This window comes from Paenibacillus sp. KS-LC4 (assembly GCF_036894955.1).
Classification (GTDB): domain Bacteria; phylum Bacillota; class Bacilli; order Paenibacillales; family Paenibacillaceae; genus Pristimantibacillus.
The window spans coordinates 2,974,827-2,992,405 of the sequence record NZ_CP145905.1 but is presented as its reverse complement, the minus strand read 5'-3'; the positions used below and the strand labels follow the sequence as shown (position 1 = coordinate 2,992,405).

Here is a 17,579-nt window from a genome sequence, read left to right as displayed (position 1 = left end):
GGCTGTTCATGCCGCTCACTCCCTTCAACTACATAATGGACCGATCCTGTTAAAGCTTCTGAATGAAAGCACTTTCAGTTTATAACACCAAACCTATATTTGTAAATATAAACCTGATTTAAAGACCCAAATGACTTCTGGGCAGCTGCTCTACATTTAAGAGGGAATCCTTTTTCCTACTTGGTTTGCCGACCCGGCAGGACGAGGCTCTAGCTGCTTGCGCCTTGCTGTAAAACCGACCATCGCAATAAAGCATAAGCTGAACAGCAGTAAATACAGCTTGTTAACGCCCCAACTCGCAATGACGACTCCTCCCAGGGCACTGCCAATAATTCCTCCAATGCCGGAAGTGAGCGCCACAAATAACGTCTGATACGTCGCTTTGGCATAGCTTGGCGCATAGCGATTAATCACCTCAACCGAAGCGCTTGCCATGAATGCAAAGGCGATGCCATCAAACAGCTGTACCGCAAGCACCAGCCCCACCTGAGTGGAGAAAGCCATAACGAGGCATTTCAAGCTGTAGCAAAAAGCAGCCAGCATCATCATTGAAATTAAACCAAAGCGTCTATGCAGCTTAACCGCGAACCAGAACATTGGAACCTCAATAATAGCGGCAATGCTGTAAGCAGCCCCAATCCAGCCTTTATCAAAGCCTGCCTCCTTGAAGTAAATCGGAAGGAAGTTGAAATTCATCGCAATCGACGTAGAAATAAGAAAGCTGAACAGCACGAAGGTCAAGAAGCTTTGATGCTTCAAGATTTGTGAAGCATGCTGCTTCACAGACACCTTCGCTCTCGTTACCGCCTTATACGGGATGGTATAAAACGTTATGAGTGCCACAACCATAAGTAATGCATAGCTAATGAAGCTGGCACTATATCCGATGTTGCCATATACAAACCCGGTAATGAACGAGCCGAGCGCAAAGCTCAGCGCACCCCAAAGCCTGATGCTGCCGAAGGAAAATCCTTGACTATTCGCGATTTCAACCGTCAGCACATCACTCAATGGCGCAGTGGACGATTGAAACATCGCATAGAAGAAGGACACTAAACATAACGCAACGACCGTATCAAAAAAATAATAACCGCATGCTAATAAAGGCGTAAGCAGCAGACACAGCAGCAGGATACGTCTGGGATCGGATAATCGATCATTTAAAATCCCCATTATCGGCTGTGCGAGAATTCCTGTTAGCGATAGCATCGACAAAATCAGGCCAATGCTGATGAGACTTATACCCTTCTCACTTAAATAAATACTCATGTATGGACCAAACGATGATAAAGCTAAATAATAAAAAAAAATAATAAAGACTCAATTTTCTCAAGTTGTCATCTCCAAAGTCAGCATCAAATCTTATTCTCTATTACTTTATCATTAGCAGCAGCCGAAAATCTGCTTTCCAGCTAAAAAAAGCACAATTACAAATGAACTCGCCATAAAACAGGAAAAGAGCCAGCCCGGAAGGCTAGCCCCTTGTTTCCTGCTTGTTAACGAACCTCCCTATATAAAGGTTATTAGGACGTGTAGTTTTTGCCTAGACCAAGCTCCGTTAGCAGCTGGCGGTAAGCGATTGAGGTGCGGTCTGCCGGAATATGTGCTTCCGCCTGAAGATCAAGCGGCAAATCCTCCGGCGTTTGTGCTTCGACCATATCGGCATCCTCCTGGAACACCTTCAAGTTAAAATCAATCGTAGCCTGAATCGGGGCATCTTTATCAAAATTTCGCGTTATTGGGCAGAAAAGCCTTGTATAGCGGGCCGATACGGGAGAGGCGCAATTTAATATATGGAGTCTCCCCTCATCTGGAAAATAAACGGTAAGCGATGCAGCGAATGGCGGGAAAACACGGAATTCGCGCAGCCACATAAAGCCATCTGGTGCTGGATTATCCTGTCCCTTGCCATAGTTGCTGACCGTGCTCCAATATTCGGCAAGCAGCTCCTGCCCTTCCCGCTTCACCTTATACTGCGGCACCTCGGTGTTATTGCGGTCGCCGAACGTTTCCGTATGCACATAAGCAAAATGCGACACATCCAGAAAGCCTTCCATTTGGCGACCAGCAGAGCCGGCAATATCAAAGCTCGGCACCAAAATATTCAAATAATCGGGATCATCCCAGTGGGGGAAGGCCGGAATATTTTCCTCTAAGGACATCAGAGACGTCCAGATCAAGCCGTAACGCTCTACGACCGGATAGGTGATAAGCTTTAGCTTAGGAGAAATGCGTGAATCGGGATGCGCGGGTACCGCCGTGCATTTGCCTTCGCAATTGTAGCGGAAGCCATGGTACGGGCACACGATTTCGCCATTTTCTATCCAGCCCTTGCTTAGCGGAGCTCCGCGGTGAAAGCAAAGGTCACGGGCGACGACGACTCGATCGCCGCTGCGATAGCAGACGAGCTTCATATCAAGCAGCGTTACGGCCACTGGCTTATCCGCAATCTCACTTGCAATTGCAATCGGATACCAATACTGCGCTAATACATGCCAATCCTCAGGACTAAAGGTACAATTCCGCGGTAAATCGCTTTCTTCCCTTTTTTTAGCTGCTGCCGTCGTGTTTTGCTCCATTATTGTCATATCGTTCACCTCTTTATCGTAATTAACCGCTTAGTCTAATGCGTGCCTGTAAAGGCTACCAGTTTAAGCTGCCTGTTTATCGTGCGTTACAATTAAACTTGGCTAAGAATGCGTACCGGAACGTTCAAGTCTTCCTCCAGCTTGCGGTAATGCTCGCCTTTGGCTATGATCGCCTGCACGCCGACAAGCTTGACTCCCATCGTGTCCATCTGGGCAGCAATCGAGCGAATCGTTGCACCCGAGCTGATTACATCATCAACGAGCAGAATATGGTCGCCTGCTTGAAAGCCATCAAAGCAAATGCGATTCTCGTTGTACGCCGTCTCGCGCTTGGCCTCCAAATGAATATCTTTATATAAATCTGTGCTCAGTCTTAAAATGTTAATTGGCTTCAGCAGCTTATACGCCGCAAGCATTCCCCATGTGTGACCTCCGGGCTCCGGCGAAACGATATAATCGTAATCCTGAAAATGGTCCTGAATGCTCACCGCCAAATTTTCGGTAATTTCATTTATAAGCTCTGGAGCGATATACGTTCCCCGCTCGCCAAACGGATAAAGTTTAAAATCATAAAAGGTATCCTTCGTTTTCTGGATTTTAACCGTTCTGGCATTCGTAATGGATTCGGATAGTCTGGCGTTTGTGAGGCTCATATGGTTCTCTCCCTTACATTTCTCTAATTAAAAACCCCAGACCTAGGAGACCTCAGCTTCATCTTCCTGCCACAATCCGCCCTAGGGCATGGCTAAACAGGAAAAATGAGTCGCTAACAGTCTCTTGTAGCCTGGGGCAATTCACGGTTGCCTGTAGAAACGCCCATACCTTATTAATGGGCTTATACAAGAATAACGTTTTTATGATTTAATGTTAACTTATCTAACATTAAAATCTTTCATTATAATAACACCACACTTCTCCACTGTCAATGACGATTTTTATGTAATGTTATCTACCACATAGTTGCTAGAATTACCTTAGTAATAGAAATAGCGGCAGTCATCGACAGGTCAATACTGTCTTAGACTACCGATATATTTTCCTCGATTAAGCTCTGCAAGCTTTGCGACTCCCTATGGTCTGTCATTAGCGAGCAGCTTAATTTGTCCGAAAAGCACGATCAAAGCTAATACCAGCAAAATGAGTGGCATGCCCGCTGCTTCAAATCCTTGACCAGCCTTAAAATGCGTAAATACAGCTCCTGCCATAACAGCAGCCAATAAGCCGCTAAAGATAGGGATCAGCTGCTTTCTCCAATAGCCGATCAACAATCCGACAGCTCCCAAAATCTCAACAACTCCCACAACATACATGAATGCTGTACCATATCCATAAATGTCATTAAAGGCCGCCACTTGGGCACTATCTCCACTCACCTTCATAAACCCAAACATTAAAAATCCAAGCACTAGCAGTCCTTGCAATATTCGTACAAGCCATTTCATCTTAACGATTCCTCCTTGAGTATGTTTAAATCATAGATGTATAATAAGCTCTAGAGTAATTTATTAGAAGTAGGAACTTTAATTAAACCTAGTATACAAAAAGATACCCTAAGCTACGAAAGAGGAGAACGAGCATATGCCCGAGGATTGCAAGGTTGAAACGGCATTAGAAATTCTAGTAGGAAAATGGAAGCCTATTATTTTGTATCAGCTTTTTTCGCAAGGTACGATGAGATTCAGCGAGCTCCAAAAGGCCCTGCCGGACATTACGAAAAAAATGCTTACCTCGCAATTGCGGGAATTAGAATACCATAACATCGTTCATCGCGAAATATATTTGCAAATCCCTCCCAAGGTTGAATATTCCATTACGGAATACGGCATGGGAATGGGCCCCTTGCTGCAGGCCATGAATGAATGGGGGAAATCCCATATTGAGCATCTCAATGAACGTTATGGTGAGAGCCGCGAAGTTAAATGATGAGCTAGCCTGACACGATTTTGAACGTAGCTCTAAGCTAAGCAGCATAAAAAGAGCATACTCAATAACGAGAATGCTCTTTTTAATACGCCTATGTCCTAGCTCTATAATGGTTGGTTAAAATTTGCCTCACGCGCTCGCCAATTTCTTCAGTACCGATAAGCTCCTTCTGATTGCCAAGGCGCTGAACAAATTCGATCTGCCCATGCCCCGCATCTTTGCCAATAACGATACGCAGCGGAATACCGATTAGATCCGAATCCTTGAATTTAATGCCTGGTCGCTCTTCCCGATCATCGAGCAATACTTCCACCCCGCTGCTTTGCAGCTCGTCATATAGCTGCTGAGCGACCTTCATATGCGTCTCATCCTTCGCCGATATCGGAATCAGATGTACATGATACGGCGCAAGTGCCAGCGGCCACACCATTCCAGCAGCATCATGATGCTGCTCTACCACCGCAGATAAAATGCGGGATACGCCAATCCCATAGCAGCCCATAATCATTGGCATGCTTTTGCCTGCTTGATCCAGAACAGCAGCGCCAAGCTGTTCACTGTATTTGGTGCCAAGCTTGAACACATGCCCCACTTCAATGCCGCGAAAAAATTGCAGCTTTCCTTCTTCGCAGCGCGGACAACCATCTCCTTGTGCCGCATTTCGGAAGTCGCCAATTTGCAGAGGAGTGAAATCCCGTGCAGGAATGATATGACGTTGGTGATAGTCTAGTTCATTGGCACCTGCGATGGCAGACGTCATGCTCATAACAGCTTCATCAACCAGCAAGGGAAGCTCAAGACCGATTGGGCCAATAAAGCCGACAGGCGCTCCTGTTAGCCGCTGAATGGTATCGGCATCGGCAATTGCTGCATTTTCGGCACCAAGCGCATTTTTCACTTTAATTTCATTCATCTCATGATCGCCGCGAATAAGCACGGCGACTAAGCGCTCATCCACGAGACAAATCATCGTCTTAATAATATTTGCTGCATTAACATCAAGCGCCTGAACCAATTCGTCAATTGTCTTCATATTTGGCGTATAAAATTTCTCCACTGGCGTCCCGTCATCAAGCGCCCCGCCTGCTGGCATCTCCTCGAACGTCGCTGCCACAGACTCCGCCTTTTCTAAATTGGCTGCATACGCACAGCTGTCGCATACGGCAATCGTATCTTCACCGATATCCGCAAGCGCCATAAATTCATGCGTCCCGCCTTCTCCGCCAATGGCTCCGGCATCAGCTTCAACTGCACGGAAATTAACGCCACAGCGATTGAAAATCCGTTCATACGCAAGGTACATATTCCAGTAGGAGGCGTCTAATCCCTCCCAGTCAGCATCAAAGGAATAGGCATCCTTCATGAGAAATTCCCGGCTGCGAAGCAATCCAAAACGCGGGCGGCGCTCGTCTCGAAACTTCGTTTGAATTTGATACAAGGTAACTGGCAGCTTCCGGTAAGAGCTAATCTCATTTCGCACCAAGGAAGTAATGACCTCCTCATGCGTTGGCCCTAATGCAAATTCACGCTCGTGGCGGTCCTTCAATCGAATCAGCTCTGGTCCATAGACAGAGTAGCGTCCAGATTCCCGCCATAAATCAGCTGGCTGCATCGCAGGCATAAGCAGCTCCTGAGCGCCTGCTCGGTCCATTTCCTCCCGGACAATCTGCTCCACCTTGCGCAGCACGCGCCTTCCAAGAGGCATATAGGTATATATCCCCGCAGCCAGCTGGCGAATATAACCAGCACGCAGCATAAGCTGATGGCTTATCACCTCAGCGTCCGCAGGTGAATCCCGTAATGTATGAAGCAATAATTGACTTTGGCGCATGAGCCGCACTCCCCTTTGTTCATTCAACGACTTTGTATGAAAAATAAAAAAAGACACATCGTCAGGGACGAATGTGTCGTGATACCACCCTAGTTTGACCGCAAAGCAAACAATAAGCCTCGCGCTCCTCAAACATGATAACGGCATGCTCCGGCAACGGTTGAATTCCCGTCGCAGCTCGCAAGGCAGGAAAAGGCTCGTTCGCGACGAGAAACCTTGCAGCCTGCGGGTTTCTTCTCTGGACAGCGAAGCTTGAGCGCTTCTTTCTTGGTCAACGCTATTGCAGTATATCCTTATTTAGAACCTTATAATTTCAATTACAATAACTGAAAACATCGTAAGAGTCAAGGGGTTCATTTTCGAATAAATTTTGGTGTGACAACGATATTTTGCTTTACATCCAAATTACAACTGTAATTCACGTTGTGTGAGAAATTTAAAAATAATTTTTTCGAAAATTATAAATGCAACGCTATTCGTATCTGTATATATGGTATTATAAATACGTCAAATAGAAAATATAAATATTGGGAGGTTTTTTATGAAGAAGAATTTAGCAATCTATCTTGTATGTGTACTCGTTTGTTGTATGATGACATCCTCAGCGTTTGCACATTCCGGACGCACAGACAGCAGTGGTGGACATAACTGCTCGGCAAAATCGCAAGCAAAAGGCTTATGTACAGGTTATCATACTCACAATGGCGGCAGCAGTTCGTCATCCAGCTCTAGTTCGTCCAGTTCAAGCTCCTCAACACCAATTACAAAAGTCAATGTAATTAACAATCAATATGCCCCCTACCCCCATTGCAAAAAGGTAGAAGATCGTTATACTTCCAGTGACACTTATTATAATTACTATGAAAGAGTTTGGGACTGTAACTACTATACAGATAGCGGCCAAATTTATACTAATCTTGATTTGAATCTGTCGATTAATAATAAAACGTTTACACCAAGCAAAAGCCTAATCAGCATTAATGATACATCTTACATTGCACTGCGCGACTTTTCAAAAGCATTTGGATTTTCCCTTTCCATTGCATCGAATGAAGATATTATACTGAAAAAAAATAAAAATAAGTTGCTTATTCAAAATACAACTTATAAAATTTATCTAAACGGTACTTACACAGATGTAAAGGCAGTCAAAGCGAACGATTCTTATTACCTTCCTCTCAGACCTGCCATGAAATGGGTAAATGGAAAAATCACTTCCGTTGATCAATCAACTGTTCATGTATCTGTCAAATAAAACGTTAATTAGTCCATCGTTTAATACAAAAGGAGCGCCCCGCATCAGGGTCGCTCCTTTTTGTTTTAGAGTATTAAATTGCCCAGTTGCCATTGCGGAAGATAGGCTCTGCTGATCCGTCCTGCGTAATGCCATCAATGTTCATCTCTGCTGAACCGATCATAAAGTCCTCATGCACAAGACTGCGATTCGCTCCATTTGCAAGCAGCTCCTCTGGTGACATAGCTGTACCGCCAGCCAGATTGACCGGATAAGCCTGGCCCAGCGCTAAATGGCAGGAAGCATTTTCATCATAGAGGGTGTTAAAGAAAATGACATTTGAGTTGGATATCGGCGAGTTGTGCGGCACCAATGCAACTTCACCGAGCCTCGCTGCCCCTTCATCCGTTCCTACCAAATGCGCTAACGCTTCGTAGCCCTTTTCAGCCGAATACTCCGTCACCTTACCAGCCTTAAACGTCAAGGAGAAGCCGTCGATAACCTGGCCGTTGTAATTGAGCGGCTTCGTGCTGCGAACGGTGCCGTTTACACCATCCTTATGCGGCATCGTAAATACTTCCTCCGTCGGCAAGTTCGGATTAAACAGCACGCCTTTGGCATTTTCCTTAGCTCCGCCTAGCCAGATATGGCCTTCTGGCAAATCTATCGTTAAGTCAGTGCCCGGCGCATTATAGCGCAGCTGACGATAACGCTTGCTATTCAGCAGCTCCACCACTTGCAGCAGCTTGGCATTATGCTCGCTCCAAGCCTCAATCGGGTTTTCCAAACCGATGCGTGTCGCCTCAATAATCCGCTCCCATAGCTTTTGTACCGCTTCCTCTGGGGATACATCTGGAAATACCTTAGCTGCCCACTCTGGCGTCGCATAAGAAATGAGCGTCCATGCGTTCGAATGATTCATCAATGCAGCGCGATAGCCGCTGAGCGCAGTCGAAGCAGCCTTCGTTGCTGTCGCCACCCGATTAGAATCTACTCCATTCAGAAGCTCTGGGTTCGGTGAATAAATAGTGATAAACGCTGCTCCTTGCTCGACATACCCTTCCCAAGCCTTAGCACGCCACATAGGGTATTCTCCAAAAGCCTCTTCCGGCGCCATTTTGTATTTGATGCGAGCAAGCTCCTCATCGTTATACTCCACTTGTACATGCCTCGCTCCCGCTTCATAAGCCTTGGCGGCAATTAATCTTGCCAGCGGTGCCGCTGCTATCGGAGACATAAGGACAACCGTCTGCCCTTTCTGGACATTGACACCTGTTCTGACGGCCAAAGCCGCGTAGTTTTCTAATTGCTGCTGTGTAGGATTCATATGTAAAATTCCCCTTTTCAATTGGATAATGTGCAGCGCACATTTGTAAAAGAACTACGAACTTACTTTCATTATAATCGTCTTTACAAATGATCACAAATATGACTAGTCTATGGCCGTTCCACTAGCTTTAGAAGCTTGTGGGCAAGCTCAGACGTTGAACAGTCTGCAAACACCTCAACTGAAAAGGTTCGATTTTTAAGCGTAACCGTGCGAATGTCTTTTTTTACAATTCCCATCCATAAGGGCGAGTGCCACGTTTTACGGCAAACTAAATGACTGTCTCCATAAGCGATGACCTTCCATTTCATAAGTGAACTGCTCTCCCCCTTCCTTACGCTAAAAAAAGATCGAGGTATAAGCGCTCTCCCCCGATCTTCTGCTAAATAATGCTGCTAACCGTTGACTGTGCCAAAACGTTTGGCTGATTTGGCGCGTGCGCGCTCCGTCTCGATTTCGCGATTGCGTGGCTCGGCATTCGTTACAAGCGTCCCCATCAGCTTTTCCGCAGCAGCAGCGACTTCGGCAACTGCAAGGCGGAAAGCCTCCTCATTTGCTTTCGATGGGGCGTTATAGCCGGATATTTTGCGGACAAATTGCAGCGAGGCTGCCATAATTTCGTATTCCGTTGCTGGAGGGTCAAAGTTAAACAAAGGCTTAATATTTCGGCACATTTTTATTCCCCCTTCTCATTGATCGGGTTTTAGCTGCGGCAGTAAGCAACAACCTGCTTGTAAGGCAATGCGCCGCCATAAATATCGAGCGCACTGCCAATCGTAATGTCCAGCTTCCCGCCAGACAAACTTTCGAACAGCTCTAAATCAGCCATTGAACGAGCACCGCCCGCATACGTACACGGTATAGTAACCCATGCTGCCAGCGCCTTCACCAAGCTTTGCTGAATACCGCTCTGCTTGCCTTCAACATCTACGGCATGAATAAGAAACTCATCGCAATATTGCTCAAGCATCCGAATATTTGCCTCATTCACTTCGAAATCGCTAAACTGCGTCCATTGGTTCGTCACCACATACCATTTGCCATCACGCTCTTTGCAGCTCAAATCAATCACTAATCGGTCCTTGCCTACCTCTGCGACGATTTTTTCCAGATTGTCACGATTGAGCTGCCCATTGCTGAAAATGTACGAGGTCACAATGACATGCGAGGCACCTTGCGCGAGGTAGTGCTGCGCATTGTCTGCCTTTATGCCGCCGCCAATTTGCAAGCCGCCGGGATACGCTTGAAGCGCACGAACCGCTTCCTCTTCATTGCCGCCGCCCAGCATAATGACATGTCCGCCATAAAGCTCGTCCTGCTTAAACATTTCGGCATAATAGACGGAATGATGGCTGGAAACGAAGTTTTCTACGACCGCCTGCTTATCCGTACTTAGTGTCTCGCCCACGATTTGCTTTACTTTTCCATCATGCATATCTATACAAGGCCTGAATTTCAATGTGATTCCCCCATAGTTGAGTCGAATTATGAATTCGTATTATTTTTTATTGCACATGCTTGCAGCGATTCATTTCCTCCTGCTTGCTCAGAGGCGCCTGCCTCGTCCCCTTCCATTATAAAATTTATTCGGCGCGATTCCAACCGACAATTGACCGAAGAAGCAGCATAAACCAGTTTTCCTTCTCCACGGTGCGCTCAGTAATTAAATCAACCGTTCTTGTTTGTACGATGCTGTGCCCTTCGATTTCGTAAGTAAATGTCGCCGTTCCTGCTTTTGTACCAGCTGCCACAGGGGCAGCGAGCCCGCCTGAAGCTAAATGGACTGTAGCAATAGGTTGGGCAGATAAAGCTGATTTCGGGACAATAAAATAAACATCATCTTTGGTTACGATCTGAACATTTTTTTGTTTCCCGTCCTTGACAGGAGATGTTTCCATCCCAGTAACTAAACTTCCAGCGGGGATTACTTGATTCATTGTAAAGTGGTTGAATCCATAGTCCAATACCTTTGCCGTCTCTTCGAAGCGGCTCTCCATGGATGGAGTCCCCATGACAACACTGATTAAACGCATACCATCGCGCTTTGCAGTTCCGGTAAAGCAATAGCCTGCGCTTTTGGTATATCCTGTCTTGAGTCCATCCAGGCCCTCATAAGCAAAGCTCGGAGTAGCTTGGTAATTCTCTAGCATCCGGTTCGAATTGACAACGGGTTCTTTATCCGACTTATTCAGCTTGTAAAATGGAAGGGATGTCACATCAGCATAATCTGGCTCATCTTGAATAAGGTTTTTCGCCAATGTGGCCACGTCTTTGGCTGACATCAGCGTTTCTCCCCTTTCATCAGGGCGAAAGCCTTCTGGCATGTCGGCGAGGCTCAGTCCGGTAGCATTGATAAAATGAGTTTTAGTCAGTCCCATGCGTGTGGCTTCCTCATTCATAAGTGTTACAAAGTTCTGCTCTGTGCCCGATACATGCTCAGAAAGAGCAATCGCAGCATCATTCGCGGAGCCCACTGCCATTGCAGTGTACAGTTCTTTTACCGTATGCTGATCGCCTTCTGCAAGAAATGCACGGCTGCCTACGCTTCTAGCTGCATGATTGCTGACTGTGACGATGTCATCCCAGAATAGTTCTCCTGTTCTAACTTTTTTGGCAACAATGTATTCTGTCATCATTTTGACCATGCTTGCCGGCGCGAGGCTCTGATCGGCATTAATGGACAATAGTATAACTCCCGTCGTTTGTTCAATAAGAATGGCGGATTTAACATTAAGCTGCAACGATTCCACGGTCGGTATGTCTGACATCCCCGATGAGCTAAGTGTTCCTTGGTTCGTGGCTGAAACAGAGAGCAGTAACACATTTATGGCTAGTATACAAACGACAATTACTGCAATTAATGGTTTGACTATTTTAAAAATCAATGTTCTCTATCCTCATTTCTGATCATTGGACGCTCCAAATCGCTGTACTCCATTTGCTTTCATAATTGGTATTTTGCGATAATATGAAAATTATAGACCTGCATGATTGAATGTCAACCTTAGTTTTTTAGCTGGATTTAAGTTCCTCGTATATAACCTCGCTTTTGCCGTTGGCTACGACACACACAATTTATTTAAACAGACAAATAGGCTTGAAGGCAACCAAAGTGTGGCTGCTCTGCCCGCCAACGTACAGACCGCCTACGAAGCCGCAGCCTGCCCTGCTGTTCATTAACCTATTTGCTAGAATGGGCATATAGTGGAGCATCTTAGTTTGAGAGGAATATGAAGATGACTGCTACTTTTGCAAGCCATAATCACCACCAGCACTATCGCACGTATCCGATGAATGGCTGGCAATCCCAGCCTCAGCACGCCTCGATGCACATGAAAGCCCAGCTAGGCGAGCCCACGCAGCCGCTTACTTTCGTACTCATTCATGGCGCTTGGGCGGATGCCAGCTTTTGGGATGAAACAGCCGCCGAATTGCGTCAAATGGGCCATACGGTATATACACCAGAGTATCCCGGGCATGGCAAGGACCCGAATAAAGCGGTGACCCACGCCATGCTATCGCGCTCCATTGCAGATTACATTATTGCCCATCAATTGCGGCAAATCGTGTTAGTCGGACACAGCTTTGGCGGTTCTTTAGTTCAGAAAGTGGCGGAGCTTGTCCCGGATCGGCTAAAACGGCTCGTATTTTTCAACGCCTTCGTGCTGAAGGATGGAGAACGGGTAGCGGACGAGTTCCCGCCGGCTGCTCAGGCTCTGTTTCAACAGCTGCGAGAAAGCTCCAACGATGATACGATCATGCTGCCTTTTCCTTTTTTTCGAGAAACCTTCGTTAATCTTGCAAGCCTTGGCCTCGCCAAGCGTATGTACAGCCAAATTTCTCCCGAGCCAGCCGGTCCATCCTATGAAAAGCTGGATCTCAAAAAATTTTACAGCCTCACTACCCCCAGAAGCTATCTGTACTTCACCGTAGATAATGTTATGCCGCAATTTAATCAAATGTATGGCTGGCATCCCCATATGTCCAGCAGGCTCGGCCTATTCCGGCTTATATATGGGCATGGCGACCACCTGTCTACCGCAAAAACCGAGCCACGCATGCTTGCACAGAAGCTATATGAAGCAGGACGGGATTAACGGGTATCCCCATAGAAAAAGGGCAGCTGGTCAGCCGCCCTCTCTCTTGTATCTTGTATATCACTAATCATGTTGCTCCCGCTTTAAATAAATGGAAAACAAGCGGCTACCACTCTCATCAGCTTCCCCGTCTTGAACCAACTGCCACTGCCGATGAATAAGTGCTTGCAGTTCAATTGCCGCAGCCTCATTCAGCTCGAAGCCTAGCACCCCATCATCCACACTGCTATAATCCCGCTCCGCTTGAAGACTGAAGCGGAAACGAAGCAGCTTCTTCAAACCATTCAAATGTAAAAAACCAAATTCATAGCCGCTGCGCAAAGCTTGCTCCAAATCAATATGCAGCTCCTCCGCAAGCTGAACTCGCTCTACGAATGCCATTGTTGGCTCCGCCGTCCTCTCCATAATGGAGGAGAAATCCTTACTTCGAATGCAAGCTGCAATGACCGCATCCGCTTCACCGCTGCTCCGGCAGTTCTCAATCAGCAAAGCGAGCGGCAGCGGCAGCTGCATTTTATGCTTCATCTGACGCTCCCCCTCTTCCTCCAGCCGCAGCAAGATGCTTGTCCAGCCAAGCATTTACTTCACGGAGTGCCTCTACACGATAGCTCGGCTTGCCGTTCTTGAGAAAAGTGTGATTGGAGCCTGGATACCGAATCAGCTTCGTTTGCTTGCCTAGCCTTTTTAGAGCGGTATACCACTCGTCCGATTGTCCGACCGGACAGCGGAAATCCTGCTCGCCATGCATAATAAGCACGGGCGCTTCTACTTGAGCCGCATAGGTAAGCGGTGATTTTTCCAGAAGCAGGGCCTGCTGCTCCCAAGGACTCCCTCCCACAATGCCTTCGGTGTAGGAAATGCCGATATCGCTCGTCCCGTAGAAGGAAAGCCAATTCGAAATACAGCGCTGTGACACGGCAGCTTGGAAACGGTTAGTCTGAGAAATGATCCAGTTGGTCATTAACCCGCCATAGCTTCCCCCCATAACCCCCAAGCGCGTAGCATCAACAAAATCAAATCTTTCGACCGCCACGTCAACGGCATCCATGAGATTCCGATAGTCGCCGCCCCCAAAATCACCTCGGCAGCTCTTCGCAAAGCTCTGGCCGTAGCCGAAGCTGCCGCGCGGATTCACATATAGAACCGCATAGCCTGCGGAAGCTAGCGTTTGAAGCTCATGGCTATAGGTTGGCGCATACATGGCATGAGGTCCGCCATGTATGACGAGCACAAGCGGTGCCTTGCCGCCTTGCGGCAGTGCTGGCGGACGCATAATCCACCCTTGGACGCGATCTCCATCCGTGGAATTATACCAGAATGCCTCAGGCAAGCTGATGTCCAGCTCCTCCATTACCGCCTTATTCCAAGACGTCAACCGCAGCTCTTCTCCACTAAGTCGATCCAAGCGGTAAAGCTCGCCTGATCCTTGAGCATCCATCGACAGCACGATGAAGTAACGGCCATCGGCTGTTTCGGCGAACTGGTAGATGTCGCGCTCTCCCCGCGATACCGCCGCTGGCGCTTCTCCTTCGCTGAACTGATAAAGATGAGCCTGCCCCTGAAAAGTGCCTATCGCATATACACGGGTTCCATCAGAAGCTACAGACGGTCCGGGCACAACAGCAGCTGTACGCATATCGTTCAAAATATAATTGCCGACCTGTATTTCTGTCTCCTGCCAAGCAACAGGAGCTCCCCCAGTACTCGGCACGAGATAGATGCTGCTTTGAGTGCCGCTGCCATATTTGCGATCCTCGGCAATCAGGGCAATAACGCTGCCGTCCGGCGAATAGCCGAACTGGCTAATTTGAAGGGAAGTATCTGTTACCCGGTGAAGCCCTCCACCCGATGAGCTGACCGTAAACAAATCCTGATAGGAAATTAAGTCAGCATCCTGCTTCGGATCGTCTATCTTTTTGCTAAGAAAAGCAAGCCTGCTCCCATCTCGCGTCCATACGGGCTGTGACACATCGCATGCACCTGCTGTAAGCTGTGTCACGGCTCCGCTTGCAAGCTCAATCCGGAACAGCTGACTGTATCTTCCGTCCCACCAGCCTAATCCTTCGGCTTTTGGAATCGTCCGCTCATAGCTTCGGCCACGGCGGCCTTCTTGCTTGCGCATTTCATCCAGCGAGCGATTTCCCTGCGATTCTTCCTCGCTGACGCGACTCGTATAGGCGATTGTGTTCCCATCCGGCGACCAGACGAAAGCGGCAACCCCTTGCTTGGCCGAAGTAAGCTGGACAGCTGTTCCGTCACTCACATCTACCAGCCACACCTGCTTGCCGTTTTCGTTTACCCGCAAAATTCCAAGCTTCGTGCCGTCCGGCGACCAGCTCGGAGCAAAATCCTTGGAACCATCAGTTAAAGGAGCATCCTGCTCGCCATCTATGGTTACGACGCGAATATGCGTCCTGTAATCGTTGTTGTCTTGATCCATTTCTTTGTGTACATAAGCTACTGAAGAGGTGACCGGATGTATCGCTGGATCACTGACCCAGCTGTAGCGGTATAAATCCTCTGGCTTGATTAAGCGTTTGGGCTCTGACATATTAGCGCCTCCTCTTGATCTTAGCTTTTGACTGGGATGTGCGCCCTAATTCGGCGGAAAATGACAGGCCGCCATGTGCCGAGTGCCGGAAGGCTTTAAGGCAGGTGCCTCTATTTTGCATATAGGCTGTACGTAGGGACAGCGGGGATGAAAGGCACAGCCCGTCGGCGGATTAACCGCGCTCGGCAACTCACCGGACAGCACAATGCGCTCCTTGCGGATCGTCGGATCAGGCACAGGAACGGCTGATAGCAATGCCTGTGTGTACGGATGCTTCGGCCGCGCAAACAAGTCATCTCGATCCGCAAGCTCGACAATTCGCCCCAAATACATGACCGCAATGCGGTCGCTAACATGCTTGACCGAAGGCAAGCCGTGGGCGATAAAAATATAGGTGAGCGAAAATTTCTGTTGCAGCGATTTCAGCAAATTTAAAATTTGCGCTTGAATGGATACGTCCAAGGCCGATACCGGCTCATCACAAACAATGAGCTTTGGCTTAAGCGCCAGTGCCCTGGCGATACCAATTCGCTGCCTTTGTCCGCCGCTGAACTCATGGGGATAGCGATCCAGATGATGTGCGCCAAGCCCTACCGTCTCCAGAAGCTCCAATACCTCGCCATGCAGCTCTCGCCCCTTCGCCAGACCATGAATTTTGAGCGGCTCGCTGACAATATCCTTAATCGTCATTCTCGGATTCAGAGAAGCGTAAGGGTCTTGAAAAATAATTTGCAGCTCACGTCTTACCTGCCGAATGTTCTGCTCATTCATTCCCGTCAGACGTCTACCTTCAAACCATATCTCGCCAGACGTTGGCTCAAGCAGCTGCGCTACCATCTCGCCCGTTGTTGATTTGCCGCAGCCAGACTCGCCTACGATGCCTAGCGTTTCCCCTTGATTAATAGTGAAATCAAGGCCCTCCACTGCACGGACATATTCATTCCCCCTCGCAAACCAGCCCCGTTTCAAGGGATAATACTTCCGTAAATCCTTCACTTCCAGAAGGGGGGCAGCATTAAAGTCGCTCTGGCTCATCATGACACCTCCTCGCTTTTCAGGCATCTCGCATAGTGACCCGTGCCAACTCGCTCAAGCTCCGGTTTAATAACCGTGCATTCGCTGCCTGCATAGGAACAGCGAGGGTGGAAAGGACAACCGCTTGGCATGGCCAGCAAATTAGGCACCATGCCGGGTATCGTTGCGAGCTGATCACGCTGCTCGTCCATTCTTGGCAAAGAACCGAGTAATCCGGCCGTATAAGGATGCTTCGGAGCAGAGAACAAATCAGCGACAGCTGCTTCTTCGACTACTTCTCCTGCATACATCACAACGACGCGATCCGCCATTTCTGCCACAATGCCCAAATCATGCGTAATTAAAATAACGCCCGTCTGCTGCTTCTTGCTGAGCGTCGCAATCAAATCTAAAATTTGTGCCTGAATCGTCACATCGAGCGCCGTTGTTGGTTCATCGGCAATAAGCAGCTGCGGCTCACAGGCGAGCGCCATCGCAATCATAACCCGTTGCCGCATTCCTCCAGACAGCTGATGAGGAAATTGGCGAATCAGCTTGGAAGCATTGGCTATGCCTACACGCTCCAGCATGTCCACACTTTTCTGTCTGGCTTCCGCTTTGCTTGCCCCTTGATGAACCCGAAATACTTCCGACAGCTGATTGCCGATCGTAAACACAGGATTGAGCGAGGTCATCGGCTCTTGAAAAATCATCGACATTTCGTTGCCGCGCAGCTTCCGCAGCTCCTTGCGAGACAGCTTCACCAAATCGCGGCCTTGCCATATAATTTCCCCGCCCGTTATAGAGCCGGGTGAAGCGATGAGCCCCATGATGGACAACGAAGTGACGCTTTTTCCACAGCCGGATTCCCCTACAATCGCAAGCGTTTCCCCCTTTTCGACGGAAAAGCTTACACCGTTTACGGAAGGAATCACGCCTTTGTCCGTTTTAAAGCTCGTATGCAAATTTTTTACTTCCAGCAAAGGTGTCGGCATATTGCTCCCTCATTTCCCT

Annotated in this window: 17 protein-coding genes and 1 riboswitch; of the genes, 3 read left to right on the top strand and 14 right to left on the bottom strand. The window is 48.0% G+C overall.

From position 1 onward, the window contains the following. Window positions 1-156 precede the first annotated feature (156 nt). The 4 genes from V5J77_RS12770 to V5J77_RS12755 form a co-directional block, all read right to left on the bottom strand. A complete protein-coding gene (locus V5J77_RS12770) occupies window positions 157-1,269 on the bottom strand; it encodes an MFS transporter (RefSeq protein ID WP_338556338.1) in 1,113 nt (370 codons plus the stop codon). Window positions 1,270-1,523: 254 nt separating this feature from the next. Beyond that, the gene (locus V5J77_RS12765) at window positions 1,524-2,579 is read right to left on the bottom strand and encodes an aromatic ring-hydroxylating dioxygenase subunit alpha (RefSeq protein WP_338556757.1); all 1,056 of its coding nucleotides are present in this window, start codon (window positions 2,577-2,579) and stop codon (window positions 1,524-1,526) included. 101 nt (window positions 2,580-2,680) lie between these two features. Then, window positions 2,681-3,241: a phosphoribosyltransferase gene (locus V5J77_RS12760; protein WP_338556336.1), complete on the bottom strand. Its 561-nt coding sequence runs from the start codon at window positions 3,239-3,241 to the stop codon at window positions 2,681-2,683. A 107-nt stretch (window positions 3,242-3,348) separates the two neighbouring features. Continuing rightward, window positions 3,349-3,451, bottom strand: a riboswitch (purine riboswitch). 207 nt (window positions 3,452-3,658) lie between these two features. Next, window positions 3,659-4,030 (bottom strand): DoxX family protein, encoded by a 372-nt coding sequence (locus tag V5J77_RS12755; RefSeq protein ID WP_338556334.1) that lies wholly within the window; start codon window positions 4,028-4,030, stop codon window positions 3,659-3,661. Between the two features lie 136 nt (window positions 4,031-4,166). Between V5J77_RS12755 and V5J77_RS12750 the strand changes: the two genes are divergently transcribed. Then, window positions 4,167-4,511, top strand: coding sequence for a helix-turn-helix domain-containing protein (locus V5J77_RS12750; protein WP_338556332.1), 345 nt, complete (start codon window positions 4,167-4,169; stop codon window positions 4,509-4,511). 91 nt (window positions 4,512-4,602) lie between these two features. Here V5J77_RS12750 and V5J77_RS12745 read toward each other — a convergent pair whose 3' ends face one another. Further along, window positions 4,603-6,342 carry a proline--tRNA ligase gene (locus tag V5J77_RS12745; protein WP_338556330.1) on the bottom strand — a complete coding sequence of 580 codons (1,740 nt, stop codon included), beginning with the start codon at window positions 6,340-6,342 and terminating at the stop codon, window positions 4,603-4,605. A 541-nt stretch (window positions 6,343-6,883) separates the two neighbouring features. On the opposite strand from V5J77_RS12745, the gene V5J77_RS12740 reads away from it, so the two are divergent. Beyond that, window positions 6,884-7,597: a YHYH domain-containing protein gene (locus V5J77_RS12740; protein ID WP_338556328.1), complete on the top strand. Its 714-nt coding sequence runs from the start codon at window positions 6,884-6,886 to the stop codon at window positions 7,595-7,597. Window positions 7,598-7,670: 73 nt separating this feature from the next. Here V5J77_RS12740 and V5J77_RS12735 read toward each other — a convergent pair whose 3' ends face one another. The 5 genes from V5J77_RS12735 to V5J77_RS12715 form a co-directional block, all read right to left on the bottom strand. Further along, complete coding sequence (locus tag V5J77_RS12735; protein ID WP_338556326.1) at window positions 7,671-8,903, bottom strand: aminopeptidase; 1,233 nt, start codon at window positions 8,901-8,903, stop codon at window positions 7,671-7,673. Window positions 8,904-9,013: 110 nt separating this feature from the next. Next, a complete protein-coding gene (locus V5J77_RS12730) occupies window positions 9,014-9,214 on the bottom strand; it encodes a hypothetical protein (RefSeq protein ID WP_338556324.1) in 201 nt (66 codons plus the stop codon). A gap of 84 nt (window positions 9,215-9,298) precedes the next feature. After that, window positions 9,299-9,577 (bottom strand): DUF2277 domain-containing protein, encoded by a 279-nt coding sequence (locus V5J77_RS12725; protein WP_338556322.1) that lies wholly within the window; start codon window positions 9,575-9,577, stop codon window positions 9,299-9,301. A gap of 29 nt (window positions 9,578-9,606) precedes the next feature. Continuing rightward, window positions 9,607-10,362, bottom strand: coding sequence for a phosphoribosylformimino-5-aminoimidazole carboxamide ribotide isomerase (gene hisA, locus V5J77_RS12720; protein ID WP_338556320.1), 756 nt, complete (start codon window positions 10,360-10,362; stop codon window positions 9,607-9,609). A 124-nt stretch (window positions 10,363-10,486) separates the two neighbouring features. Beyond that, window positions 10,487-11,788 carry a D-alanyl-D-alanine carboxypeptidase family protein gene (locus tag V5J77_RS12715; protein WP_338556318.1) on the bottom strand — a complete coding sequence of 434 codons (1,302 nt, stop codon included), beginning with the start codon at window positions 11,786-11,788 and terminating at the stop codon, window positions 10,487-10,489. A 351-nt stretch (window positions 11,789-12,139) separates the two neighbouring features. Here V5J77_RS12715 and V5J77_RS12710 point away from each other — a divergent pair, with 351 nt between their 5' ends. Then, window positions 12,140-13,000 (top strand): alpha/beta fold hydrolase, encoded by an 861-nt coding sequence (locus tag V5J77_RS12710; RefSeq protein ID WP_338556316.1) that lies wholly within the window; start codon window positions 12,140-12,142, stop codon window positions 12,998-13,000. 63 nt (window positions 13,001-13,063) lie between these two features. Here V5J77_RS12710 and V5J77_RS12705 read toward each other — a convergent pair whose 3' ends face one another. From V5J77_RS12705 to V5J77_RS12690, 4 genes are read right to left on the bottom strand one after another with little or no spacing between them, the layout of a single operon-like run. Continuing rightward, window positions 13,064-13,525 carry a hypothetical protein gene (locus V5J77_RS12705; protein ID WP_338556314.1) on the bottom strand — a complete coding sequence of 154 codons (462 nt, stop codon included), beginning with the start codon at window positions 13,523-13,525 and terminating at the stop codon, window positions 13,064-13,066. Further along, window positions 13,515-15,551, bottom strand: a complete 2,037-nt coding sequence (locus V5J77_RS12700; protein ID WP_338556312.1) for a S9 family peptidase — start codon at window positions 15,549-15,551, stop codon at window positions 13,515-13,517. The genes V5J77_RS12705 and V5J77_RS12700 overlap by 11 nt, the downstream gene beginning before the upstream one ends. Window positions 15,552-15,596: 45 nt before the next feature. Further along, window positions 15,597-16,586, bottom strand: a complete 990-nt coding sequence (locus tag V5J77_RS12695) for a dipeptide ABC transporter ATP-binding protein (RefSeq protein ID WP_338556755.1) — start codon at window positions 16,584-16,586, stop codon at window positions 15,597-15,599. Beyond that, on the bottom strand, window positions 16,586-17,560 hold the full coding sequence (locus tag V5J77_RS12690; RefSeq protein ID WP_338556310.1) for an ABC transporter ATP-binding protein: 975 nt from the start codon (window positions 17,558-17,560) through the stop codon (window positions 16,586-16,588). Before V5J77_RS12690 ends, V5J77_RS12695 begins: the two co-directional genes overlap by 1 nt. Between the last annotated feature and the right edge of the window lie 19 nt (window positions 17,561-17,579).